Source organism: Xanthomonas translucens pv. cerealis (assembly GCF_006838285.1).
Lineage (GTDB): Bacteria > Pseudomonadota > Gammaproteobacteria > Xanthomonadales > Xanthomonadaceae > Xanthomonas_A > Xanthomonas_A cerealis.
The window spans coordinates 3,084,538-3,108,772 of the sequence record NZ_CP038228.1; the positions used below are offsets into that span (position 1 = coordinate 3,084,538).

The window sequence follows — 24,235 nt, forward strand, 5'->3', positions numbered from 1 at the left end:
ATCGTAGCGGTTTTCCCCGGCGCGCCCCGGCGTGCCCAGCCGAATGGACCAGAAATGAACAAGCGATTCGCAAGGATTTCCGCCCTGTCGCTGCTGGCGCTGCTGTTCGCCGGTTGCGCCACCACCAGCGTGACGCAGAGCGCGTCGTCGCCGGCCCAGTCCGCGGCGCTGATGCTGCTGGAGCGGGGCCAGCCACGGGAAGCGGCGCTGCAGTTGGAGGCGCAGGCCGCCGCCGCCGCCGGCAGCGAGCGCAACCAGTTGCTGGCCGATGCCGCCTTCGCCTGGTACGAGAGCGGCGACGCCGCGCGCGCGCGCAGCCTGGCCGCGCAGGTGCAGCCGCGCCAGCTGTCGGGCCTGAGCAAGGTGCGGCTGGCCCTGGTCAACGCCGAACTGGCCCTGGTCGACCGCCAGCCGGCGCAGGCGCTGCAGGCGCTGGGCAGCGATCCGCAGGCGGTGCCGCAGAACCTGCGCGCGCGATGGCACCTGGCCCGCGCGCAGGCGCTGGAAGGCACCGGCGACGCCACCGCGGCACTGGACGAACGCGCCCGCGCCGACATCGGCCTGACCGGCCAGGCGCGCAGCGACAACCAGCGCGCCATCGTGCGCCAGCTGGCGGCGTTGGACGACGCCACCCTGAAGGCGCGCGCCGCCGCGCTGCCGGCCGGCGACCCGCTGTACAACTTCGCCGGGCGCGCGCTGATCAGCCGCGGCCTGGCGCTGCCGCGCCCGTTCGACCGCGGCGAGCAGTGGGGCTTGGACACCAGCAAGCGCCCCCCCGCCGAGCGCGACGGCTACCGTCCGCCGGCCAAGCTGGCGGTGCTGCTGCCACTGAGCGGCACCCTGGCCAACGTTGCCGCGCCGGTGCGCGACGGCCTGCTGGCCGGCTACTACGGCGAGACCCGGCGCCGTCCGGAGATCGATTTCATCGACACCACCGGCACCGCGGCCGGCGCGCTGGCCGCCTACCAGAAGGCGATTGACGGCGGCGCCGACTTCGTGGTGGGCCCGCTCGGCCGCGACGAGGTCAGCGCGCTGTTCGCGCGCGACGCGCTGCCGGTGCCGCTGCTGGCGCTCAATCGCGGCACCAGCACGCCGCCGGCCGGCAGCGCCGGCTTCTCGCTGGCACCGGAAGACGACGGCATCGCCGCCGCCGAGTATCTGCTGGCGCAAGAGCGCCGCAACGCGCTGGTGATCGGCAGCAACGACGACAACGGCCGCCGCGCGGTGGCCGCGTTCCGCGAGCGCTTCGTCGAGCGCGGCGGCAAGGTCGCCGCCAGCGTCAGCGTGGCCGAAGTGCCGGGCGATGTCGGCGCGCAGCTGCGCAGCGCCAGCGCCGCCGATGCGGTGTTCCTGGCGGTGAAGGGCAGCACCGCGCGCGCGCTGGCGCCGCAGCTGGCACTGGCCGGTTTCGCCGGCAAGAGCCGGGTGGCGACCTCGCAGCTGGTGCTGGGCACCGGCAAGCCCGAGGACGACCTGGCGCTGGACGGCATCGCCTACCCGAGCGAACTGTGGAACGTGCGCGGCGTTGGCGGCCTGCCGGCGGCGAGCAGCGTCGCCGAGACCCTGCCGACTGCGCGCGGCCCGGCCGCACGCCTGTTCGCGTTCGGCTACGACGCCTGGCAGATCAGCGCCTACCTGGAGAAGCTCGCCACCGGCGCCGAAGCCAACCTGCGCGGCGCCACCGGCGTGCTGCACCTGGACGGCGTCGGCAACATCCTGCGCACCCCGGCCTGGTCCACCTTCAGCGGCGGGCGCGCGACGCCGCTGCCCGATGGGCGTTGACCGCCGGCAACGCGGCAACGACGTGGAAGCGGCGGCGCGCGTCGAACTGGAGCGCGCCGGCCTGAAACTGATCGCGGCCAACGTGACCTACCGCGGCGGCGAACTGGACCTGGTGATGCAGCAGGCGCAATGCCTGGTATTCGTCGAGGTGCGCTACCGGCGCAACGACGCGTTCGGCGGCGCCGCCGCCTCGGTCGACCGGCGCAAGCGCCGTCGGCTGCTGCTGGCCGCGCAACTGTTTCTGGCCGCGCATCCGCATTACACGAACTGGCCGTGCCGTTTCGACGTGGTCGAGGCCGAAGGCGAACCGCCACGGCTGACCTGGCTGCGCGATGCGTTTCGCGCCGACGACTGCTGACGTGCCTAGCGCGTGCCACCCATTCCCGAGCAGGTCGCGCCGCGCTCGCGGGTGCTCGGGGCAAGTGCGTGTCTGGCCGTTCGCCAACGGCTTTTTCGGCGCGCGCGGCATGGTCACGCTGTGGTCCGAATTGCGCCGGGTGTGGCTGCCGCCGGCATTGGCGGTCGGCACCTGGAAACTACTGCAAGCGCCGCCCTCTTCCGCTTCGCGATCCCAGCCATGACCACACCACTGCCTGCCACCTTGACCGACACTCTCGCCGCACTGCTGGGTGCTGAGGGCTGGCGCACCGACGACACCAGCCGCCGCAGCTACGGCGAAGACGACTCGCGGCGCTGGGCGCTGGCCGACGCGGTGGCGCTGCCGCAGACCCGCGCACAGGTGCAGGCGATCGTGCGCGCCTGCCGCGCGCACCGCGTGCCGATCGTCGCGCGCGGCGCCGGCACCGGCACCGCCGGCGCCGCGGTGCCGTTCGGCGGCGGCGTGGTGCTGTCGTTCGCGCGCATGAACCGCATCCTGCAGCTGCGCCCGCAGGACCGCTGCGCGGTGGTCGAGCCGGGCGTGCTCAACGGCGACCTGCAACAGGCGCTGGCGCCGCACGGCCTGTTCTGGCCGCCGGATCCGTCCAGCGCCGAGATCTGCAGCGTCGGCGGCAACCTGGCGACCAATGCCGGCGGCCCGCGCGCGGTGAAGTACGGCGCCACCCGCGACAACGTGCTCGGCGTGGTCGCGGTGACCGGCGCCGGCGAACTGATCCGCTGCGGCGGCGCCTACACCAAGGACGCCACCGGCTACGACTTGACCCACCTGCTGGTCGGCAGCGAAGGCACCCTGGCACTGATCGTGGAAGCGACGCTGAAACTGTCGCCGCGGCCGCTGGCGCAGGCCGGGCTGCGCGCGTTCTACCGCGATGCCGGCAGCGCTGCGGCGGCGGTGTCGCGGCTGATGGCGCAGCCGACCACGCCGGCGATGCTGGAATTCATGGACCGCAGTGCAATCGCACTGCTGCGCCGCAACGGCAGCGACATGCCCGAGGCCGGCGCGATGCTGCTGATCGAGGCCGACGGCGACCACGACACCCTGCCCTACGCACTGCAGGCGCTGGGCGCGGCGGCCGACGGCGAGGGGCTGCTGTCGCTGGACGTGGCCACCGACGGCGCCGCCCGCGACCGGCTGTGGGCCGCGCGCCGCGCGCTGTCGCCGGCGCTGCGCACGATCAAGCCGGGCAAGATCAACGAAGACGTGGTGGTGCCGGTGTCGTGCATCCCCGAGCTGGTCGCCGGGGTGGAAGCGCTGGCGGCGGAATTCGACTTGCCGATCGTCGCTTTCGGCCATGCCGGCAACGGCAACCTGCACGTCAACATCATGTACGCGCCCGACGATGCCGCTGAGACCGCGCGTGCGCACGCCGCGTTGCCGCGCCTGTTCGCGCTGGTGCTGGCGCTGGAAGGCACGCTGTCGGGCGAACACGGCATCGGCGTGGCCAAACGCGACTACATGGCGCAGGCCTTCGACGCGGCCACGCTGGATGCGATGCGCGCGGTGAAGCGCGCGCTGGATCCGGACGGCATCCTCAACCCGGGCAAGGTGTTGCCGGAGGCGTGAACGGGACTCGGGACTCGGGACTCGGGACTCGGGACTCGCAAGAATCGGCCTGATGCCGCGCGCACGCAACCGGCGACCGCTTGTTGTAGAGCGGCTTCAGCCGCGACGAACGCAGTGGAAACGGCTGACGACGTGGGAATCCGGGGCTGAAGCCCCTCCTACAGTGTACTGGCCAGCTTGCAGGAGCGATTCAGGCGCTGCGTTCGCTCGTACCGACGAAGCGCAAGCCCACACCCGGCTCGGTGGCGATGTAGCGCGGCGCCACCGCGCTGTCGCCGAGTTTCTGCCGCAGCTTGCCGACCAGGATGCGCAGGTAGTGAGTGTCTTCCTGGTGGGTCGGTCCCCACACTTCGCGCAGCAGTTGCGGCTGGGTGAGCACGCGTCCGCTGTGGCGCAAGAGCAGCGCCAGCAGCGCGTATTCCTTGCGGCTCAGCGGCAGCGGCTCGCCGTCCAGACGTACCTCGCGCAGGCCCAGGTGGATGTGCAGGTGGCCGTCGTCGAACACCGGCTCGGCTTCGCCGGCGGCCGGTTGCATGCGCAGCAGCACGCGGATGCGCGCCATCAGTTCCTGCACGCCGAATGGCTTGGTCACGTAGTCGTTGGCGCCGGCGTCGAGCGCCTGCACCTTCTCCGCTTCGCCGGCACGCACGGTGAGCATGATCACCGGCACCGTGGACCACTGCCGCAGTTCGCGCAGCACGCTGTGCCCGTCCTGGTCGGGCAGGCCCACATCCAGCACCACCAGTTCGGCGCCGTGCGCGGCCAGCTGCGCCAGGCCGTCGCCGCCGGTGGCGGCCTGCAGCACACGGTAGCCCTGCGCGCGCAGGCTGATGTCCAGGAAACGCCGGATCTGCGGTTCGTCGTCGATGACCAGCACGCGCGGCGGCGGAATCGGAACGGCGTGGGAGTCAGTCGGCATCGGGACGGGGCGGCGGGGCGGCGGGTTCGATCAACGGCAGGGTAATACGGATCGTGGTGCCGCAGCCATCGGCGCCGGGCAGCGCCTCGACGCTGCCGCCGTGCGCGCCGATCATGCCCTGGCAGATGGTCAGGCCGAGGCCGGTGCCGTGGCGGCCGCGGTCGCCGCGCTCGACGCTGTAGAACATGTCGAAGATACGCGCGCGCTCGTCCTCGGGGATGCCAGGGCCGCGGTCGCCGATGTCGATACGCAGGCGCCCATCGACCATCGCCGCGGCGACCCGGATCGCCTCGTCCGGCGGCGAAAATTTCGCCGCGTTCTCCAGCACGTTGAAGATCGCCTGCTCGACCAGCGCCGGATGCACCCACAGCGTCGGCAGCTCGGCGGCCAGGGCGATGTCCAGGCGCACCTGCGGCTGGTAGCGCTGCAGCCGCCGCGCGGCCGAGCCGATCAGCTCGTCCACGTCGATCCAATCGCGGTTCAAGGTCAGCCCGGTGTGGCCGAGCTTGGTCATGTCGAGCAGGTTCTGGATGTAGCGGTCCAGGCGCTCGCCTTCCAGCTGGATGGTCTCCAGCAGGCTGCGGCGGTCGTCGGCGTCCATCGCCTGGCCGTAGCTGGCCAGGCTGCTGGCCGCGCCGATCATCGCCGCCAGCGGCGAACGCAGGTCGTGCGACACCGACGACAGCAGCGCCGAGCGCAGGCGTTCGGTCTCACCGCTGACCCGCGCGCTTTCCAGGTCGGCGACCAACCGCGTGCGCAGCGCAGCCTGGCCGATGTCCTCGACCATCGCCTCGGCCAGGCGCTGCTGTTCCAGCCCCGGGCGCTGCACGCCGGTGGCGAATTTCAGCCCGACCACGCCGATCGCGCCGCGTTCGTGACGCACCGGCAGGAACCACCAGCTGGCGCCGGCCAGGGTGTCGGTGAAGCGGCCGGTGGCCTGGCCGTGGCGCTGCGACCAGTCGGCGGCGCTGCGGTCCACCGCCGCCATCGACGGCGCGTAGTCGTGCGCGCCGTCTTGCGCGGCGGCATGCGCCGCCTCCAGCGGCTGCAGCCGCACCCAGGCTTCGGCCTCGAGGGTGGCGGCCAGCGCGCGGCGCCCGGCCTCCAGCACCTGGCCCAGGTCGGCGGCGCTGGTCAGTTCGCGGCCCAGCCGCTGCAGCGCGGTGGTCTGCGCGTTGGCCGCGCGCAGCGCCAGCACCTGCATGCGCAGGCGCGACGCCAGGCGCCCGGCGACCAGCGCCGCGACCAGGAATAGCAGCACCGTAACCACGCCCTGGCGCGAGCCGATGTGCAGGGTGTAGCGCGGCTCGATGAAGAAGAAGTTGTAGGCGAAGAAGCTCAGCAGCGCCGACAGCACCGCCGCGGCCATGCGCGTCTTCGCCGCGACCATCACCACCGCGACGATGAACACCATCGACAGGTCGTCGATGCCGACCCAGCGCTCGGCGACCCAGCCCACCGCCACCGCCAGCAGCGAGGCCACCGTCGCGAACACCAGGTCGTCGCGCGACAGCCAGTGGCCGGGGTTGCGCCAACGCCGTCGCGCGCGCGCGCGCGCCTCCGGCGAGCTGATGATGACCAGTTCGTAGTGCGCGCCGCGCTGCAGCAGCTGCTGGGTGAGCGTGCGGTTGATCATGCGCGCCAGCGGCCGCTCGCGGGTGCGGCCGAGCAGCAGCGTGGACACGCCGTTGTGCGCGGCGTGGTCGAGCAGCGCATCGGCCACGCTGGCGCCGTGCAGCAGCGCGGCGTCGCCGCCGAGCCGCCGCGCCAGCGCGAAGGCGCGATCGACCTCCAGCTGCCAGGCTTCCTCCGGCTGCGCCTGGGTCTGCACGGTGACCACGCTCCACGGCGCGCCGCGGCGTTCGGCCAGGCGCCGCGCCACCCGCACCAGGTAGTCGGACTGGCCGCGCCCGTCGATCGCCACCAGCACCCGCCGCCGCAAGGCCACGCCGGTGCGGCCCTGCGCGGCCTGCGAGTCGCGCAGGTCGTTGTCGACGCGGTCGGCCGCGGTCTGCATCGCCAGTTCGCGCAGCGCGGCCAGGTTCGACGGCGAGAAGAATGCCTGCAAGGCCTGCCCGGCCTGCTCGGGTAGGTACACTTTGCCTTGCTGCAGGCGTTCGATCAGCTCGCGCGGCGGTAGATCGACCAGCACGATGTCGCGCAGGCGGTCGAACAGCGCATCGGGTACGGTCTCGCTCACGCGGATGCCGGTGATGCGGTGGACCACGTCGTTGAGGCTTTCCAGGTGCTGGATGTTGACCGTGCTGTAGACGTCGATGCCGGCGTCGAGCAGTTCTTCCACATCCTGCCAGCGCCGCTCGTGGCGGCTACCGGGCGCGTTGCGGTGGGCGAGTTCGTCGACCAGCACCAGCGGCGGGCGCCGTGCCAGCAGCGCGTCCAGGTCCATTTCCTCGAGGATGCGGCCGCGGTACTCCACGCGCTGCCGCGGCTGCACGGCCAGCCCGTCCAGCAACGCCGCGGTTTCGGCACGGCCATGGGTCTCAACCACCCCGACCACCAGCTCGCTGCCCTGCTGCTGCAGCTGGCGCGCGCGCGACAGCATCGCGTAGGTCTTGCCGACCCCGGGCGCCGCACCCAGGAACACGGTCAGGCGCCCGCCGCGCTCGCGCTGGAGTGCGCCGATCAAGGCGTCGGCCTGTTGGGTGCGGGAATCGGGCATGGGTAGCTCGGGGCGTGAGTGAGGCGGGGACCGGGGACCGGGGACCGGGGACCGGAAGAGCCTACAGCCTGCAATCCCGGCTTTACCGCTTTTGCCCTTCCCGGGTCTCCGGTCCCCGGTCCCCGGTCCCGACTTCATCAAGCGCCAGATTCAGCCCCAACACATTCACCCGCGGCTGCCCGAGCACACCGAACTGACGCGACTGCACCTGCGCGGCGACCAGCGCGGCGACGGTCGCCACCGGCAGTTCGCGCGCCTTGGCCACGCGCGCCACCTGCTGCTGGGCCGCGGCCACGCTGATGTCCGGATCCATGCCGCTGCCGGACTGGGTCAGCAGGTCGTCCGCCACCTGCGCCGGGGCAACGCCATCGCGCGCGGCCACGCTGGCGCGCGCGTCGGCGATGCGCTTTTGCAGTTCGGGATTGCTGCGCGCCTGGTTGCTGCCAGCCGCGGCCATCGGATCGAACTTGGCCGCCGACGGACGCGGCTGAAAATAGCCAGGCGCGGCGAACGGCTGCGCCACCAGCGCCGAGCCGAGCACGTGGCCGTCGCGTTGCAGCAGGCTGCCGTTCGCCTGCGCCGGGAACAGCGCGCCGGCGACCACGGTGGCGAGCAGCGAATACAGCAAGGCGGCGCCCAGCACCAGCAGCGGCAGCAGCAGCGCCGCGCGCCAGCGCAACGGCTCGCGGTAGGGAGAGGAAACCGGGGAAACGTTCATTGCGGGAGATCCGGAAAGGAAGCGGAAGATCGGCGCCGGGTTCAGCCCAGCGCCACCAGGATCATGTCGATCAATTTGATCCCGACGAACGGCAGCAGCACGCCGCCGACGCCGTAGATCAGCATGTTCCGGCGCAGCAGCGAGGTCGCCGTGGCCGGGGTGAAGCGCACGCCGCGCAACGCCAGCGGGATCAGCGCCGGAATCACCAGCGCGTTGAAGATCAGCGCGGCCAGCACCGCATGCGTCGGGCTGGACAGGTGCATCACGTTCAGCGCCGCCATCTGCGGGATCGAGGCGGCGAACAGCGCCGGCAGGATCGCAAAGTACTTGGACACGTCGTTGGCCAGCGAGAAGGTGGTCAGCGCGCCGCGGGTGATCAACTGCTGCTTGCCCACTTCCACCACCGCCAGCAGCTTGGCCGGATCCGAATCCAGATCGACCATGTTGCCGGCTTCCTTGGCCGCCTGCGTGCCCGAGTTCATCGCCAGGCCGACGTCGGCCTGGGCCAGCGCCGGCGCATCGTTGGTGCCGTCGCCGACCATCGCCACCAGGCGCCCACCTGCCTGCTCGGCGCGGATCCGCGCGAGCTTGTCTTCCGGCGTGGCCTCGGCGATGTAGTCGTCCACGCCGGCCTCGGCGGCGATCGCCGCGGCGGTGAGCGGGTTGTCGCCGGTGATCATCACCGTCTTCACGCCCATCGCGCGCAGCCGCGCGAACTTCTCGCGCACGCCGTGCTTGACCACGTCCGACAGCTCGACCACGCCGAGCACATGCCGGCCTTCGGCCACCACCAGCGGCGTGGCGCCGCTGCGCGCGACCTGTTCGACGCGGCCCCTCAGTTCCGCCGGCACCTGCCCGCCCAGCGCGGTGACGTGGCGGATCACCGCATCGGCCGCGCCCTTGCGGATCGAACGCGGCGCCTGCTGCCCCTGCGCGGCGAGATCCACGCCGGACATGCGCGTCTGCGCGGTGAAGGCGACGAAGCTGGCGCCGTCCGGATCGGCCGGCGACATGCCCTGCTCGCGCGCCAGGCGCACGATCGACTTGCCCTCCGGGGTCGGGTCGGCCAGCGAGGACAGCATCGCCGCCTCGCGCAGCTGCAGCGCATCGACGCCGCTGAGCGCATGGAACGCGGTGGCCTGGCGGTCGCCGTAGGTGATGGTGCCGGTCTTGTCCAGCAGCAGCACATCGACGTCGCCGGCCACTTCCACCGCCTTGCCCGACTTGGCCAGCACGTTCGCCGACAGCGCGCGGTTCATGCCGGCGATGCCGATCGCCGGCAGCAGCCCGCCGATGGTGGTCGGGATCAGGCACACCAGCAACGCGATCAGCAGCAACGGATCGACCGTGACCCCGACGAAGCCGGCGATCACCGGCAAGCTTGCGACCACGATCAGGAAGGTCAGGGTCATCGCCGCCAGCAGCATGGTCAGCGCGATCTCGTTCGGGGTCTTTTGCCGGTTGGCGCCTTCGACCAGCGCGATCATGCGGTCCAGGAAGCTGTGGCCCGGTTCGGCAGTGACCTTCACCACGATCTCGTCGGACAGCACCTTGGTGCCGCCGATCACGCCGGAGCGGTCGGTGCCGGCCTCGCGCAGCACCGGCGCCGATTCGCCGGTGACCGCCGCTTCGTTGATCGTGGCCACGCCGTGCACGATCTCGCCGTCGGCCGGGATCAGTTCGCCGGCGGAGATCACCACCAGGTCGCCGGGCTTGAGCTCGGCGGCGGGAATGCTGGTTTCGCCGTCCAGTTGCGCGCTGCTCACCCGACGCGCCACCAGGTCCTTGCGCGCGCGCCGCAACGAAGCCGCCTGGCCGCGGCCGCGGGCCTCTGCCACCGCTTCGGCGAAATTGCCGAACAGCACGGTGATCAGCAGGATCGCGGTCACCGCCCAGCCGAAGCCGGGCGCGCCCTGCCCGGCCGCGGTGATCAACGCCGACAGCAAGGTGCCGGCGAACACCACCGCCATCACCGGACTGCCGAGCAGATGGCGGGGCGAAAGTTTCAGCACGCTGGCGCGCAACGCGGCGCGCAGCGCGGGACCGTCGAGCAGGCCGGGCCTGTGGACGGAGGAAGAAGCTTGCGGAAGCGGGGTGCTCATGGTCGTGGTCTCAGTGCGCGGCCAGGGTCAGGTGATCGGCGATCGGGCCCAACACCAGTGCCGGCGTGAATTGCAGAACGGTCAGGACCGCGATGACCGCGATCAGGGTCAGCGCGAAGGTCGGCGTTTCCACCTGCAGGCTGCCGCCGGTTTCCGGCGCCATGCGCTTGCGCGCCATCTGCGCGGCCACGATCAACGGCACGATCAGCGCCGGATAGCGGCCCAGGATCAGCACTAGCGTGCAGGTCAGGTTCCACCACGGAATGCCGTCGCCGAGGCCTTCGAAGCCGGAGCCGTTGTTGGCGAACGCCGAGGTGTACTCGTAGAACACCTGGCTGATGCCGTGGAAGCCGGGATTGGAGGTGGCGGTGATCGCCGCCGGCATGGCCAGGGTCAACGCGGTGAAGCCCAGCAGCACCAGCGGCTGCAGCAGGATCAGCAAGGCCAGCAGGCGCACTTCGCCGGCTTCGATCTTGCGCCCGAACAGCTCCGGCGTGCGTCCGGTCATCAATCCGGCCAGGAACACGCTGAGCAGCAGATACACCAGGAACTGCTGCAGGCCGCAGCCGATGCCGCCCCAGATCGCGTTGACCAGCATGTTGATCATGGCCACGCCGCCGGTCAGCGGCGCCAGCGAATCGTGCATCGCATTGACCGAACCGTTGGAGGTCTGCGTGGTCAGCGACGACCACGCCGCAGACGCATCGACACCGAAGCGCACCTCCTTGCCTTCCAGCAGCGCCGCGCTGGCGGTGCTGGCCGAATGGCCTTCGGACCACACCGATACCGCGGTGGAGGCCAGCGACATCGCCAGCATGCTGCCGAACACCAGCACGGTGAATTTGCGCCGCCCGGTGAACGGGCCGACCATGAACGCGATCGCCACCGGGATCAGCACGATCGCCAGCGCTTCCAGCAGGTTGGAGAACGGGGTCGGGTTCTCCAGCGCCATCGCGCTGTTGGGGCCGTACCAGCCGCCGCCGTTGGTGCCGAGCTGCTTGATCGCCACCATCGCCGCGACCGGGCCGAGCGGAATCTTCTGCGCGGCCATGCCGGCGCTGCCATCCAGCGGCGTCGCCACCGGGCCGGCGGCCAGCGTGGACGGCACGCCCTGCTGGGTCAGCAGCACGGTCCACAACAGGCACAGCGGCAGCAGGAAGCGCAGCGTCGGCCGGATCACGTCGGCCCAGTAGTTGCCGACGTCGGCTTCGTCGACGCTGAGCGTGGCCTGCTGGGTACCGCCGTTCGCTGCGGCCATTCGCCCCCCGAACAAAGCACGCAGCGTCGCCACCACCAACGCCAGGCCCATCATCGGGGTGACGAACTGCAGTCCGACCACGCCTACCGCCTGCGACAGATAGGACAGTTGCGCCTGGCCGGAATAATGCTGCTGGTCGGTGTTGGTCAGGAACGAGACCATGGTGTGCAGGGCCACGTCCCAGCGCATGTTCGGCACCGCATCGGGATTCAGCGGCAGCCACGCCTGGGTCACGAACAACCCGAACACCAGCACGCCCAGCACCAGGTTGCTGGCCAGGAACGCGCCGGCATAGCCGCGCCAGTGCATGCCGCGCGCCGGGTCGGTGCCGAGCAGGCGGTACAGCGGGCGTTCGATCCAGCCGAACAGCGCGTCGCCGCGCATCGGCGCCCCGCGCATCACCTTGGCCAGGTACAGGCCCAACGGCCACCCCAGCAGCAGCGCGAGCGCATAGACAAGCAATGTATCGATCATGGCAGTGGCACTCGGCTCAGAAGTCTTCGGGACGCAAAATCACGTACAACAGGTAGCCGGCGGCGACGATCACCGCCATGCCGCAAACGAACGAAAGCCAACCGCTCATGGTGTCAACTCCGGACAGGTGAATGGTCCGCACGCACGGCGGACCTCAAAATCGCGACAAAGAACCCGTTGGCGCTTGATGCGCCAAAGAGGTGCTGCAGAAAACGCGGTAACCATGGACATCGCACCGGACAGGCCTCGCTGTCCCAGGCCGGCATTGTCGGAGCAAGCGCCATAAACTCTCTGTGTCGCAGGCACGCAGGCGGCATAAATTCTGCGTAAAGCCGACGAACGGATGCGACCGGCCACGCCGGACCGCCGCGTGCTGCGGTGCCGGCGCGGTGCGGTGCGCTCAGTAGTGCAGGATCGCGTCGATCAACGCCACCGCCTGGTGGTTCCTGCGGCCGCCATCGTAGGCCGGGAAATCGTAGGCACGCTCGTAACGCAGTTCGGGGCGGATCTCCAGATCCTGCGACACCCAATGGGTCATGCCGATGGTATGGCTGGAATAGCGCGTGGCGAAGCCGGTGCGCTGGCCGTCGTGGTCGTCGACGAACTCGTTGCGTATCGACAGCATGTCGGCGGAATCGAGCTGGATGTTGAGATAGTTGACGATGGCGTCGGCGGTGCTGCGCCCCAGCGGGAAATCCGGTGCTTCGCCCAGGGGATAGCCGGGCCGGCCGCTCGGCGCATGCGATTGCGACGGATCGGTGGCCAGCGCCTGGTCGCGCACATAGAGGTGATAGGCCTCGGTGAGCATGTGCACCTGCGGCGAGAAACGGTGTCCCCAGGTCAGCACGAATTCCTGCAGATTGTTGTAGGTCTGTGCGGAGTGGTTGTACGACTCCACGCACGGATAGAACATGTCGTTGTTGCTCTTGGACACCCAGCGCACGCAGGCCTGTGCGCTCACCCGGCTGGTCGAATCCCACAGCGCCGAATCGTCGCCGCCATGCACGCCGAGCTGCAGCGTCCACTGGTCGTTGAGCTTGGTGGTGGTGAGAATGCCCATGTTGGTATAGGCATCGATCGTGTACAGGATCGAGTGCGTCATCAGGTAGTTATTGGGCGAAAACTGCGCCTCGATGTCCGGCAGCGAGAGATAGCGACCGGCGGTGATCAGCATGCCTTGCGCCACCGACGGGAGGTACAGGTCCACGTACGCGATCATCGGGTCGTTGCCGTAGATCTTGCCGTTGAGCGCGCTATTGGGATTGGGGTGGTGCAGCAGCTGGTCGCTGGTGACCCCCTTCATCGTCGTGTAGTGGTAGTCGTAGCCATACAGGTCGTCGACGTGGAAGCCCCAGTCCACATGATCGGTCTGCACCGTATCGGGCACGCGCTGCAGACGGATCAGGGCCTGGTCGAACTCGCCGCGGTTGGGGCGCGTGGAATAGGACAGCGGATAATTGGTATGCGCCGAAGTGCTGGCATTGAGCGAAGGGTTGATCCAGCCATACAGCTCGATGCGGTTGCGCGCCATCCACTGCCCGGTGCGTGTGCATGCCAGCGCCTTCTCGACCGGATACTGCGCATTCTCGTTGGGCACGCCGAGCGGATAGTCCACCGCGCCGAGCTGCCATTCCGCCGAGGGGAAGGGGGGCGAGGAGAACGGCGACTGCATGCTGCGCCGCGCCGGTGCGGACGCGTCCGGATCGGCTGGCTGGGCGTCCTCGCGATACGCGGCCGCCAGCCGCGAGAGGAAGCCGTTCGAACAATCGGCGCTGGCCGGCGCGGCGTGCTCCTGTGGCGGTGGCGGCACGGACACGGAGACCGGCGCTGCGGTTTCGACCGCAACGGCCTTGCCCGCACAGAGCAGCGCCAGGGACACGAACAAGGGAGTGAACTTCATGGACATCGCAAAACCGGCTCGCAGCGAGCCGTCCTCTTCGGTGGATGGAAAATGGGCGCAGTGGCGCGTGCGCCGCGCCTGATCGGCGTGCCGTCGCGCGATGCCGGCGACCCTGCGCAGGGCCGGCGGACACGATGGGATGACGCCGCCGAACGCGGGGCGCGGCGATCAACCCGACCGGAGCGGGATGCAGGCGCGGCGACTGCGCTGCCGCATCTGCATGGCGGAAACCTCGTGCATGGAGCGCAGTGCGCAGGCCATGCGACACGCGCTGCGCATGCCGCCGATGATGTCGATGGACGCCAGGCGCAACCGCCACAACGCGGTGCTCGGCGTGGTCGGCAACAGGAGCAAACATCCATCCATCGATTCCATCAAACCGCCCTCGGTGTCAGCGCGGAAAGTATAGGAATAGCCGAATATCTTCGTTGCAAACCCGCGAGGGATTTGAATAAATCCTGCGTAAATTCGCGACGGGCGCGGCATGGCGCGGTGGCCGTCTGCTCGACAGCGGAGCTACGGCGCAGCGATGCATCGAGCCTCGGCATCGCGGCATCAGCGCGCGCACGATGGCGCGACATCTTGCGTGTCGCGCCATCATGGGCACTCCCTGTTGCATGGAACGCCCGCGGTCGCGCTCAGTGCAGCGGCACGCTCAGGCTGGACGGCGCCGCCGGCGAACTGAAGCTGACGCTGCCGCCGAAGCGGCTGGCCGAGCTGTAGCGCGGATCGGTGGTGTCCATCGCCAACACCAGGCGGTTGCCGGCCGGGATCTCGGCGGCGGTCGCCTGCAGCGGCAGGTCGATCGTGGTCGCCACGCCCGGAGGCGCGTTGCGCAGCGAGTACGGCGCATGGCTGAGCAGTTGCGCCACGCCGTGCCTGTTCATGCTGTAGAGATAGGCGAACAGCGAGACATTGGCCTGGCTCGGGGTCACCGTCACCCGCAGCGACGGGCTGCCGGCCAGGTGCTTGGCGCTGCTGAGCACCGGCCCGCTCCATACCGCCGCGCCGTTGCGGTCCAGCAGCGGAATCGATGTACTGACCGGCTGGCCAAGACCCTGCAGCAGGCCGCTGACCAGCAGCACGCCCGAATCGGCCAGACTCGGCACGCCGGTGGCGATGCGATGGCTGCAGCCATTACTGGCGCCGCTACTCAGCGCACCGGTCGCGATCCGGCCGCTCGGACGAGTCAGCGCGTACCTGGTCGCGCCGGCTTGCACGCTGTTCCAGTCGGCATAGCCGCAGCCAGGTGCCGCCGAGGGTGGACAGCTGCACCGACTGCTCGCTGTCCACGCCGTTGGCCTGGCCCTTGAGGTAATGATCGAACCAGCGGGTGGCCTCGGTGTAGATCTCGTTCGGCAGACCGAGTGCGCCGGGCAGTTCGGCGGTGGCGTGGTCGCCCCGACTGAACATCAGGCGCTCGGGCACGCTCAGGCGGTTGTACAGATCGATGGACTGGTTCGGCGAGAACAGGCCGTCGTTGAACGCATTGGCCAGCAGCACCGCCGTGCCGTTGCGGTTGAGCGCCTGTACTTCGTTGGTCACGCCGCGTTCGCCGGCCTTGGGCAGGAAGCCCTGCACCGCGCCGTCGTAGTCGCCGCCCGCGACCCGCGCGCTGATCTGCGCCAGGTCCGGCCCAGGCCGGCCGGTGATCGCGCCGGAGGCGACCAGCAGGCCGACGCCCTGTTGGCTGACCGTGGCGTTCGCGTACAGCGAGGCCTGCAGGTCGGCCCAGCCGCTGAGCGCGGCGACCGCCTTGATCCGCGGATCGCGCGCGGCGGCGAGCAGGCTGGTGCCGGCGCCGTAGGAAATGCCGGACACGCCGATCGCCTTGGCATTGGCCGGCGTGTTGGCCAGCGCCCAGTCGATCACCGTGCTGATGTCCTCCACCGTCGCCGCCCCGGCGATGCCGATCTGCCCGGCCGAATCTCAAAACCCGCGCGAGGTGTAGCTGATCACGACGTAGCCGTCGCTGGCCAGTTCGCGGGCGCGGCCCACGTATTCCAGATTGGGCACCGACCAGCTGGCCGACATCACCACCAGCGGGAACGGCCCGTGGCTTTGTCCCTGGGGCACCAGCACCAGCGCCCCGAGCTTGGTGCCGTCCCAACTGGCGATGGTCTGGTACTGGTTGCTGAAACCGCCGGCGAAGGCAGCGGCGGAGAACAACAGCATCGCGCACAGGGCGATGCATCGGGACACGGCCGTACGCATGTACGGCCTCCCAGATGGCGCCGGACCGGAATGGCCCGGCTGCCAGAAACGGTTACGGGTACGCCGACGTGGGGAGTCGGGCGCCGCAACCGTACCAGCAGGTACGGATACGTTCACACCGCAGTGCGGCACGGTATGGTGAGGCCGCGGCGCGCCTTGGCCCCTCTCCCGCCGTGAGAGGGGTTGGGGTGAGGGTAAGGCGCGAAACGTCCAGCGGACTTCCCCTACCCGGCAAAAAAATGCTGGTAGCCGCGTCGCGGCGGTTGCCAGGGCTGGCCGTGCGCGTCGCGTACGACGATGCCGCCGCCGGCGACGATGCGGCCGATCGGCGTCGCTGCCTCGCCGATCGCCTGCAGCGCCTGCACGATGGCCGCACGCTGCGCCGGCGCGGCGGTGAAGCACAGTTCGTAGTCGTCGCCGCCACCCAACTGCCAGGCGTGCACTTGCGCGGCACTCGCCTCCACCGGCGCGGCTGCCGCCGGCAGCGCGGCCAGCCACAGTTCGGCGCCGACACCGCTGCGCGCGCAGATGTGCTCCAGGTCGGCCAGCAGGCCGTCGGAGATGTCCACGCAGGCGTGCGCCAGCCCGCGCAAACACAACCCCGCCTGCACCCGCGGCGACGGCCGCAGCAGGCGCTGGCGCAGGTGCTCGTGGATCGGATCGGCGGCGGCATGGGCCACGTCCAGGCGCCCGGCCTGCCACAGCGCCAGCGCCGCGGCGGCCTCGCCCGGACGCCCGCTGACCCAGATCTCGTCGCCAGGCTGCGCGCCGTCGCGGCGCAGCGCGGTGCCGGGGGCCACGCTGCCGATCGCGGTCACCGACAGCGACAGCGGCCCACGCGTGGTGTCGCCACCGGCCAGCACGATGGCGTGCGCATCGGCCAGCGCGAAGAAGCCGTCGGCGAAGGCCTCGATCCAGCCCGCATCGTCGTGCGGCAACGACAGCGACAGCGTGCACCAGCGCGGCTGCGCGCCCATCGCGGCGAGGTCGGACAGGTTCACCGCCAGGGTCTTCCAGCCTATGTCGGCAGCATCGGTCTCGGCCGGGAAATGCACGCCGGCATTGAGCGTATCGGTGGTGATCGCCAGCTGCTCGCCCGGCGGCGGCTGCAGCAGCGCCGCATCGTCGCCGATGCCCAACGGCACGTCCGCGTGCGTCCCGATGCGGGCACGCAGGCGATCGATCAGATCGAATTCGGGCATTTGCAGGCCGGGAATGGGGAATCGGCAATCGGCAATGGTAGGAGCGAGGGCAACCGCCGCGGCGTCACCGGCCGCAGGGCGCGTCCGCCGCGGCGGACGTCTTTAGCTTCTGCCATTCCCAGCCCTTCAGCTCCCCGGCTCCACCGTGCGCCACGCCAGCGCGGCGCGGTCGAGCACCCCGTTGACGTAGGTGTGGCCGTGTTCGGAGCCGAAGCGCTTGGCGGTCTCGATGGCTTCGTTGATCACCACGCGGTACGGCACGTCGTGGCGGTGCAGCAGTTCGTAGGCGGCCAGGCGCAGCACCGCGCGCTCGATCGCGTCCACTTCCTCGACGGTGCGGTCCAGGTAGCCGACCAGCGCCGCGTCCAGCTCGGCGCGGTGCTTGAGCACGCCTTCGACCAGGTTCTCGAAGTAGACCAGGTCGGCGATCTCGTGCGCCTGCTCATGCGCGAACTGCGCGATCACGTGCTGCGCGGTGCCACCGGCGATCTGCCAGGCGTAGATCGCCTGCAGCGCGCGCCGGCGCGCGCGCGAACGCAGCACCGGATCGACGCCGTCGCGGCGGACATGCTTGTGGCCGGCGGGCTTGTTCATGGCAGCAGTTCCAGAAGATTGACCATTTCCAGCGCGCTCAACGCCGCTTCTTCGCCCTTGTTGCCATGGCTGCCGCCGGCGCGCGCTTCGGCGTCCTCGACCCGCTCCACCGCCAGCACGCCATTGAGCACCGGGATGCGGAAATCCAGCGACACCCGCAGCAGGCCCTGGGCGCAGCCATCGGCCACGTGTTCGTAGTGGCGCGTATCGCCGCGGATCACGCAGCCCAGCGCGATGATCGCCGCATGCCGGCCGGCGGCGGCCAGGCGCGCGGCGACCAGCGGCAGTTCCCACGCGCCGGGGACGCGGATCACGTCCACCGCGTCCTCGGCGATGCCGTTGCCGGACAGGCTCTCGCGCGCACCGGCGACCAGCACGTCGGTGATGCGCGCGTTCCAGCGACTGGCGATGATCGCGAAACGGGCCGCGGCAGGAGCGCGGAGGTCGCCTTCGTAGTGGGTCATGGCGGTGGTGGGTTCAGGGGGTGGGAGAGTTTAGCAGTGCAGCCGGGACCGGGGACCCGGAAAAGCAAAAGCGCGCCGCGGACTTCATGCCGTTGGCTCTTGCCGTTCCCGGTCCCCGGTCCCCGGTCCCCGGTTCCGATCGGATCCAGAGTCCCGAGTCCCGAGTCCCGGCTCCACATGCTCCACCACCTCCAGCCCGAACCCGGCCAGGCCGACCTGGCGGCGCGGCGTACCCAGCACGCGCAGCTTGCCCAGGCCCAGGTCGGCCAGGATCTGGCTGCCGGCGCCGTTGCGCCGCCACTGCCCCACGTCCTTGCTGTTGGCGATCAGGTCCGGCTGCTTACGCAGCCGCGCCAGCAGCGCCTGGCTGTCGCGCGGCGCCGACAGCACCACCATGACCCCGCTGTCGGCCGCAGCGATCGCGCGCAGCGCGTCGCTGGCGGCCACGCCGAAATCCTCGCGGCGCCAGTGCAGCAGGTCGGCCAGCGGATTTTCCACCTGCACCCGCACCAGGGTCGGCGTGTCCGCGTCCAGGGTGCCGCGGACCAGGGCGAAATGCAGGTCTTGGGCAATGCGGTCGCGGTAGGTGACCAGGGTGAAATCGCCGAACTCGGTCTCGATGGGGCGCTCGTCGATGCGCTCGACGGTGTGCTCGGTGGCCAGGCGGTAGGCGATCAGGTCGGCGATCGAACCCATCTTCAGCCCGTGCAGGCGCGCGAATTCCTCCAGTTGCGGGCGCCGCGCCATGCTGCCGTCGGGATTGAGCACTTCCACCAGCACCCCGGCCGGCTCCAGCCCGGCCAGCAGCGGCAGGTCGCCGGCGGCCTCGGTGTGGCCGGCGCGGGTCAGCACGCCGCCGGGCTGGGCGATCAGCGGGAAGATGTGGCCGGGCTGGCTCAGGTCGTGCGGCTTGGCATCGGGTTTGACCGCGGTGCGCACGGTATGCGCGCGGTCGTAGGCGGAGATGCCGGTGGTCACGCCTTCGGCGGCCTCGATGCTGACGGTGAAGTTGGTGTGGAACTGCGCGGTGTTGTGCTGGACCATCGGCGCCAGCCCGAGCTGCGTGCAGCGCTCGCGGGTCAGCGACAGGCACACCAGGCCGCGCGCATGGGTGACCATGAAATTGATGTCCGAGGGCTTGACCAGCTCGGCGGCCATGATCAGGTCGCCCTCGTTCTCGCGGTCCTCGTCGTCGACGATGACCACCATGCGGCCGGCGCGGATTTCCTCCAGCAGCTCGGGGACGGGGGCGAAATTCAGGCTAGGGGCAGTGGATGGCGACATGGCGGGACTCGCAGAAGGCGGAAGGCGCCGCGGGCAGCGGCGACGGCAGATGACGGGCGCTGCCAGGTCAGCCCTGCCGGCCGTGCAGCAGGCGTTCGACGTAGCGCGCGACCAGGTCGATCTCCAGGTTCACCGCCGCGCCGAGCGCGGTGTGCGCGAACGCGGTGTGCGCCACCGTGTGCGGGACCAGCGCCACCTCGAAGCCGGCGTCGTCCACTTCGTTGACGGTCAGGCTGACCCCGTCCACGCAGATCGAGCCTTTCTTGGCGATGTAGCGCAGCAACGCCGGCGGCGCGGCGAAGCGCCAGCGTTGCGCGCGCGCATCCGCGTGGACCGACAGCACGCTGCCGAGGCCATCGACATGGCCGCTGACCAGATGCCCGCCGAGCCGGTCGCTCGGGCGCATGGCCCGCTCCAGGTTCAGCGCCGCGCCTTCGGCAAGCGTGCCGAGCGTGGTCAGGGACAGGGTTTCGGTGGACGCATCGGCCTGGAACGACGCCGCGTCGAAGGCGACGACGGTCAGGCACACGCCGTTGACCGCGATGCTTTCGCCGAGCTGCACGTCGGCGAACGGCAGGCTACCGGTGGAGAAGGTGAAGCGGATATCGCCGCCCTGCGGCTGGCGCGCGGCCAGGCGGCCGACGCCTTCGATGATTCCGGTGAACATAAACGTTTCTCGCAAGCAGGGTGAGCGAAAAACGCCACAAGGCAAACAGGCGCGCGCGCAGCCGCAAGGCTGCGCGAAAGCCGTCTTCTTTCATCCGGACTATACCGTCGGCTCCGGCATCGGACCGGATCTGCTGACCTTGCGTCCCCGAACAGCACCTGCGTGCCGGCCCGACCACCCAAGCGCTCGCGGGCTCGTGCGCGAACGCACTTACCGCCGGTGGGGAATCGCACCCCGCCCTGAAGACGTTTGTGATTGCCGGCGAACCGGCGTGCGCATTCTAACAGGGCGCGGCAGGGCGCCCGCCGCCGCCGGCGCCATCGCGGATGGGACATAGCATCGCGGCGAAGACGGCAACCTTGCGCGCGGCAGGGTGTGGGCGCAGCGCCGCGCCGCGGCTAGGCGGCGTCCGCCGCCAGCGGGCGCAGCAGCAGGCGCAGGTCGGCGCCGACTTGGCGCGTCTCCAGCAATTGCAGCGGCACGCGCTGCGCCATGCTGTCGATGCCCAGGCCGGCCAGCAGCGGGCGCGCGGCGTCGCCGAGCAGCAGCGGCGCCAGGTACAACAGCAGTTCGTCGACCAGGCCGGCGCGCAGCAGCGCGCCACTCAGGGTCGCGCCGGCCTCGACCTGCACCTCGTTGATGCCGCGCACGGCCAGCAGGCGCAGCACCGCGTCCAGGTCGAAGCGGCCCGCCTGCAAGGCGACTGCGGCGAACTCGACCCCAGGCAGCGATGGCGGCGCCACGCCCGGCGCATGCAGGTACAGGGTCGGCGCTACGGCGTCGCGCACCTTGGCTTGCTGCAGCGTGCGCAGTTGCGCATCCAGCACCACGCGCAACGGCGGCACGACCTCGGCGGCGGCGTCCAGACGCACGCTCAGCGACGGATCGTCGGCCAGCACGGTGCCGGCGCCAGTCAGGATCGCCCCGGCGCGCGCGCGCCACTGCTGCACGTCCTGGCGCGCGGCCGCACCAGTGATCCATTTCGATTCGCCGCTGGCCAGCGCGGTGCGCCCGTCCAGGCTGGCGCCGAGCTTGACCCGCAGCCACGGCCGGCCGCGTTCCACCCGCGCCAGGAAGCCGCGATTCAGCGCGCGCGCCTGCGCTTCCATCAGCCCGGAGCGAACCTCGATGCCGGCCTCGCGCAGCAGCGCGAAACCGCCGCCGTTGACCTGCGGAAACGGATCGGCCATCGCCGCCACCACCCGCGTCACCCCGGCTTCGATCAGCGCCAGCGCGCACGGTGGAGTGCGCCCGTAGTGCGCGCACGGTTCCAGGGTCACGTAAGCGGTGGCGCCGCGCGCGCGCGCGCCGGCCGCGCGCAGCGCGAACACCTCCGCATGCGGGCCGCCAGCGCGCTGGTGGAAGCCCTCACCTACCGCCTCGCCGTCGCGCACCAGCACGCAGCCGACCATCGGATTGGGGCGCGCGCTGTAGGCGCCGCGCTCGGCCAGGCGCAGCGCCTGCGCCATGTGCCGATGATCGTCGGCGGAGAAATCGCCCATGCGGTCAGCGCTCATGCCGTTCGCGCTCATGCGCTCTGCGCTGGTGCCGCCAGCGCGCCGGCGTCGATGCGCATCACCGTCACCTGCAGCGGCCCCAGCGGCAGCTGCACATGCGGCTCCCAGCCCAGGCCTTCGTAGTACGGCACCAGCCGCGGTTCGCAATACAGATACAGATACCCCACCTGCAGCCGGGCGGCGGCCTGCACACAATGCGCGACCAGGCGCGCGCCGACGCCGCCGCTGCGCGCCTGCGGGCGCACGTACAGCGTCGCCAGCCACGGCGAGAACTGGCGGATGCGCGCATCGTCGTTCTGCAGCAGGCTGACCGAACCGAGCCAGTCGTCGCCTTCCAGCGCGATCCAGCTGGTCGGGATGCGGCTGTCGCAGCGATGGCTGCGCAGGTCGGCCTCGGCCTCGACCACGTTCCACTTCGGCAGCAACGCGCCAAAGGCTTGCAGGTGTTCGTGCGCCAACGCCGTAATGTGCTGCGGCGCTTCGGCCAGGCAGACGATGCGCATGACGCCCGCCTTCAGCGCTTGCCGGACTTGTCGCCCGGCTTGTCGGCGCGGACCAGTTCCAGCAGCGGCAACTGCTCGCTGCCCACCGGTAGCTCGCGTTCGAGCTTCTCGATCTCCTCGCGGAAATCGGCTACGTCCTGGAAACTGCGGTACACCGAGGCGAAGCGCACGTAGCCGACATGGTCGAGCTTGCGCAGCTCGGCCATCACGTATTCGCCGACCCGGATCGACGGCAATTCGCGCTCGCCGGACATGCGCAGCTGGTGCACCACCGCACGCACCGCCGCCTCGATCTGCTCCTCGGCCACCGGCCGCTTCTGCAGCGCGCGATCGAAGCTGGTGCGCAGCTTGCGCGCATCGAACGCCTCGCGCCCGCCGTCGCTCTTGATCACCGTCGGCAGCTTCAGCTCGATCGTCTCCAGCGTGCTGAAGCGCTCGCCGCAGGCCTCGCACTCGCGGCGGCGACGGATCGTCGCGCCGTCCTCGGACACCCGCGAATCGATCACGCGGGTGTCGGTGTGCTGGCAGAAGGGGCAGTGCATCAGCGGGACCGGGGACCGGGGACCGGGGAGCCGATGCAACACCACAGCGCGGCGGCAAGGCGGCGATGCCGATGACCAGACATGGCGTGGCCGCGGCCGGACATACCGCCCGGTCCCCGGTCCCCGGTCCCCGGTCCCGATACCTCAGCCATACACCGGATACTTCCGGCACTGCGCAGTCACCGCCTCGCGTACGCGGGCGATCACCGCGGCGTCGGCCGGGGCGTCGAGCACGTCGGCGATCCAGTTGGCCAGGTCGATGCTGTCCTGCTCCAGGTAGCCGCGGGTGGTGATGGCCGGGGTGCCCAGGCGCAGGCCCGAGGTCACGAACGGCGAGCGCGGGTCGTTGGGCACCGCGTTCTTGTTGACGGTGATGTGGGCCTTGCCGAGCGCGGCTTCCGCGTCCTTGCCGGACACCTCCTTGCCGATCATGTCCACCAGCATCAGGTGGTTCTCGGTGCCGCCGGAGACGATCTTGTAGCCGCGCGCGATCAGCGTGTTGGCCATCGCCTGCGCGTTCTTCACCACCTGCTGCTGGTAGGTCTTGAACTCCGGCTCCAGCGCTTCCTTGAACGCCACCGCCTTGGCCGCGATCACGTGCATCAGCGGGCCGCCCTGGATGCCCGGGAACACGATCGACTGCAGCTTCTTGACCAGCTCCTCGCTCGCGCCCTTGGCCAGGATGATGCCGCCGCGCGGGCCGCGCAGGGTCTTGTGGGTGGTCGAGGTGACCACGTGCGCATGTTCCAGCGGACTCGGATACACGCCGGCGGCGACCAGCCCGGCCACGTGCGCCATGTCCACGAACAGCACCGCGCCGACCCGGTCGGCGATGGCGCGGAAGCGCGCCCAGTCGATCTTCTGCGAATACGCGGAGAAGCCGGCCACGACCATCTTCGGCGTGTGCTCCAGCGCCAGCCGCTCGACTTCGTCGTAATCGATCAGGCCCTGCGCGTCCACGCCGTACTGCACCGCGTTGAACAGCTTGCCGGACACGTTGACCTTGGCGCCGTGGGTCAGGTGGCCGCCGTGGGCCAGCGACATGCCCAGGATGGTGTCGCCGGGCTGCAGCAGCGCCAGGTACACCGCCTGGTTGGCCTGCGAACCGGAATGCGGCTGTACGTTGGCATAGTCCGCACCGAACAGCTGCTTGACCCGGTCGATCGCCAGCTGCTCGGCGATGTCGACGAATTCGCAACCGCCGTAGTAACGCTTGCCCGGGTAGCCCTCGGCGTACTTGTTGGTCAGCTGGCTGCCCTGGGCTTCCATCACCAGCGGGCTGCAGTAGTTCTCGCTGGCGATCAGTTCGACATGGTCTTCCTGGCGGCTGGCTTCGGCGGCGATGGCCTGGGCCAGTTCGGGATCGTAGGTTTCGATGCGGGCGGCACGCGGGAACATCGGGTCTCCGGGGGCATGGACACAAGGCGGGCGCATAGTTTAGAGCTTGTTGCA

At 70.3% G+C, this 24,235-nt stretch carries 20 protein-coding genes, 1 pseudogene and 1 riboswitch; of the genes and pseudogenes, 4 read left to right on the forward strand and 17 right to left on the reverse strand.

Going from position 1 to position 24,235, the window contains the following annotated elements; translation table 11 throughout:
* Positions 1–54: 54 nt before the first annotated feature.
* The 3 genes from E4A48_RS13650 to E4A48_RS13665 all read left to right on the forward strand — a co-directional run bounded on the left by E4A48_RS13650 (position 55) and on the right by E4A48_RS13665 (position 3,745).
* Positions 55–1,782: a penicillin-binding protein activator gene (locus tag E4A48_RS13650; RefSeq protein WP_142742595.1), complete on the forward strand. Its 1,728-nt coding sequence runs from the start codon at positions 55–57 to the stop codon at positions 1,780–1,782.
* Positions 1,772–2,140 carry a YraN family protein gene (locus tag E4A48_RS13655; RefSeq protein WP_039007690.1) on the forward strand — a complete coding sequence of 123 codons (369 nt, stop codon included), beginning with the start codon at positions 1,772–1,774 and terminating at the stop codon, positions 2,138–2,140. The genes E4A48_RS13650 and E4A48_RS13655 overlap by 11 nt, the downstream gene beginning before the upstream one ends.
* Positions 2,141–2,359: 219 nt before the next feature.
* Complete coding sequence (locus E4A48_RS13665) at positions 2,360–3,745, forward strand: FAD-binding oxidoreductase (protein ID WP_142742596.1); 1,386 nt, start codon at positions 2,360–2,362, stop codon at positions 3,743–3,745.
* A gap of 190 nt (positions 3,746–3,935) precedes the next feature.
* Here the strand turns inward: E4A48_RS13665 and E4A48_RS13670 are convergent, their stop codons facing one another.
* The 7 genes from E4A48_RS13670 to E4A48_RS13700 form a co-directional block, all read right to left on the reverse strand.
* On the reverse strand, positions 3,936–4,664 hold the full coding sequence (locus tag E4A48_RS13670; protein ID WP_039007694.1) for a response regulator: 729 nt from the start codon (positions 4,662–4,664) through the stop codon (positions 3,936–3,938).
* Positions 4,654–7,344, reverse strand: a complete 2,691-nt coding sequence (locus E4A48_RS13675) for a sensor histidine kinase (RefSeq protein ID WP_039007697.1) — start codon at positions 7,342–7,344, stop codon at positions 4,654–4,656. Before E4A48_RS13675 ends, E4A48_RS13670 begins: the two co-directional genes overlap by 11 nt.
* 82 nt (positions 7,345–7,426) lie before the next feature.
* The gene (gene kdpC / locus E4A48_RS13680; protein ID WP_039007698.1) at positions 7,427–8,062 is read right to left on the reverse strand and encodes a potassium-transporting ATPase subunit KdpC; all 636 of its coding nucleotides are present in this window, start codon (positions 8,060–8,062) and stop codon (positions 7,427–7,429) included.
* Between the two features lie 41 nt (positions 8,063–8,103).
* Positions 8,104–10,164 carry a potassium-transporting ATPase subunit KdpB gene (gene kdpB, locus E4A48_RS13685; RefSeq protein WP_039007701.1) on the reverse strand — a complete coding sequence of 687 codons (2,061 nt, stop codon included), beginning with the start codon at positions 10,162–10,164 and terminating at the stop codon, positions 8,104–8,106.
* 10 nt (positions 10,165–10,174) lie between these two features.
* Entirely contained in the window at positions 10,175–11,896 is a 1,722-nt protein-coding gene (gene kdpA / locus E4A48_RS13690; protein ID WP_058196834.1) for a potassium-transporting ATPase subunit KdpA, read from the reverse strand.
* 16 nt (positions 11,897–11,912) lie between these two features.
* Positions 11,913–12,005 (reverse strand): potassium-transporting ATPase subunit F, encoded by a 93-nt coding sequence (locus E4A48_RS13695; protein ID WP_003466177.1) that lies wholly within the window; start codon positions 12,003–12,005, stop codon positions 11,913–11,915.
* Between the two features lie 291 nt (positions 12,006–12,296).
* Positions 12,297–13,802 carry an outer membrane beta-barrel protein gene (locus tag E4A48_RS13700; protein ID WP_039007706.1) on the reverse strand — a complete coding sequence of 502 codons (1,506 nt, stop codon included), beginning with the start codon at positions 13,800–13,802 and terminating at the stop codon, positions 12,297–12,299.
* Between the two features lie 94 nt (positions 13,803–13,896).
* Here E4A48_RS13700 and E4A48_RS13705 point away from each other — a divergent pair, with 94 nt between their 5' ends.
* A complete protein-coding gene (locus tag E4A48_RS13705; RefSeq protein WP_141696364.1) occupies positions 13,897–14,205 on the forward strand; it encodes a hypothetical protein in 309 nt (102 codons plus the stop codon).
* 229 nt (positions 14,206–14,434) lie between these two features.
* Here the strand turns inward: E4A48_RS13705 and E4A48_RS13710 are convergent.
* The 10 genes and pseudogenes from E4A48_RS13710 to glyA form a co-directional block, all read right to left on the reverse strand.
* Positions 14,435–16,010 (reverse strand): annotated as a pseudogene (locus E4A48_RS13710) (CocE/NonD family hydrolase).
* Positions 16,011–16,234: 224 nt separating this feature from the next.
* Entirely contained in the window at positions 16,235–17,212 is a 978-nt protein-coding gene (gene thiL, locus E4A48_RS13715) for a thiamine-phosphate kinase (protein WP_142742597.1), read from the reverse strand.
* A gap of 126 nt (positions 17,213–17,338) precedes the next feature.
* A complete protein-coding gene (nusB, locus tag E4A48_RS13720) occupies positions 17,339–17,806 on the reverse strand; it encodes a transcription antitermination factor NusB (protein WP_039007711.1) in 468 nt (155 codons plus the stop codon).
* Positions 17,803–18,270, reverse strand: a complete 468-nt coding sequence (gene ribH, locus E4A48_RS13725) for a 6,7-dimethyl-8-ribityllumazine synthase (protein WP_039007713.1) — start codon at positions 18,268–18,270, stop codon at positions 17,803–17,805. Before ribH ends, nusB begins: the two co-directional genes overlap by 4 nt.
* A gap of 84 nt (positions 18,271–18,354) precedes the next feature.
* On the reverse strand, positions 18,355–19,530 hold the full coding sequence (gene ribB, locus E4A48_RS13730; protein ID WP_230812773.1) for a 3,4-dihydroxy-2-butanone-4-phosphate synthase: 1,176 nt from the start codon (positions 19,528–19,530) through the stop codon (positions 18,355–18,357).
* 91 nt (positions 19,531–19,621) lie between these two features.
* Complete coding sequence (locus E4A48_RS13735) at positions 19,622–20,221, reverse strand: riboflavin synthase (RefSeq protein ID WP_039007715.1); 600 nt, start codon at positions 20,219–20,221, stop codon at positions 19,622–19,624.
* 78 nt (positions 20,222–20,299) lie between these two features.
* A riboswitch (FMN riboswitch) is annotated at positions 20,300–20,472 on the reverse strand.
* A 147-nt stretch (positions 20,473–20,619) separates the two neighbouring features.
* Positions 20,620–21,738 carry a bifunctional diaminohydroxyphosphoribosylaminopyrimidine deaminase/5-amino-6-(5-phosphoribosylamino)uracil reductase RibD gene (ribD, locus tag E4A48_RS13740; protein WP_142742598.1) on the reverse strand — a complete coding sequence of 373 codons (1,119 nt, stop codon included), beginning with the start codon at positions 21,736–21,738 and terminating at the stop codon, positions 20,620–20,622.
* An 11-nt stretch (positions 21,739–21,749) separates the two neighbouring features.
* Positions 21,750–22,241 (reverse strand): GNAT family N-acetyltransferase, encoded by a 492-nt coding sequence (locus tag E4A48_RS13745; protein WP_142742599.1) that lies wholly within the window; start codon positions 22,239–22,241, stop codon positions 21,750–21,752.
* 11 nt (positions 22,242–22,252) lie between these two features.
* Positions 22,253–22,783, reverse strand: a complete 531-nt coding sequence (gene nrdR, locus E4A48_RS13750) for a transcriptional regulator NrdR (protein ID WP_009576486.1) — start codon at positions 22,781–22,783, stop codon at positions 22,253–22,255.
* A gap of 144 nt (positions 22,784–22,927) precedes the next feature.
* The gene (gene glyA / locus E4A48_RS13755) at positions 22,928–24,181 is read right to left on the reverse strand and encodes a serine hydroxymethyltransferase (protein ID WP_142742600.1); all 1,254 of its coding nucleotides are present in this window, start codon (positions 24,179–24,181) and stop codon (positions 22,928–22,930) included.
* Positions 24,182–24,235: the final 54 nt, after the last annotated feature.